Source organism: Pseudomonas sp. 51_B (assembly GCF_017491595.1).
Taxonomy (GTDB): Bacteria; Pseudomonadota; Gammaproteobacteria; order Pseudomonadales; family Pseudomonadaceae; genus Aquipseudomonas; species Aquipseudomonas promysalinigenes.
In genome coordinates, this window is sequence record NZ_JAFGYW010000197.1 from 1 (window position 1) to 513 (window position 513).

The following is a 513-nucleotide window of genomic DNA, read 5'->3' on the forward strand; positions in this document are numbered from 1 at the left end:
GGTGAAGTCACCGCGCACATGGTCGGCTTTACCGACATCGACGATCACGGTCGCGAAGGCGTCGAGCTCGCCTATGACGAATGGCTGGCCGGGGTGCCGGGCAAACGACAAGTCATCAAGGATCGCCGTGGCCGGCTGATCAAGGATGTTCAGGTCACCAAAAACGCCAAGGCCGGCAAGCCCTTGGCGTTGTCGATTGATCTGCGTCTGCAATACCTGGCCAACCGCGAACTGCGCAACGCGATCATCGAGAACGGTGCCAAGGCCGGCAGTCTGGTGATCATGGATGTGAAGACCGGTGAGATCCTGGCCATGGTCAACCAGCCGACCTACAACCCGAACAACCGTCGCAACCTGCAACCGGCGATGATGCGCAACCGCGCCATGATCGACGTGTTCGAGCCGGGTTCGACCATGAAAGCCATTTCCATGAGCGCGGCGATCGAAACCGGCCGCTGGAAACCGAGCGACACCGTCGAGGTGTATCCGGGCTCGTTGCAGATCGGCAAGTAC

Annotated in this window: 1 protein-coding gene; it reads left to right on the forward strand. The window is 60.4% G+C overall.

Going from position 1 to position 513, the window contains the following annotated elements:
* Nucleotides 1–513: penicillin-binding transpeptidase domain-containing protein (locus tag J5M56_RS24370; RefSeq protein ID WP_279381843.1), on the forward strand; the 513-nt coding region annotated here is incomplete at both ends.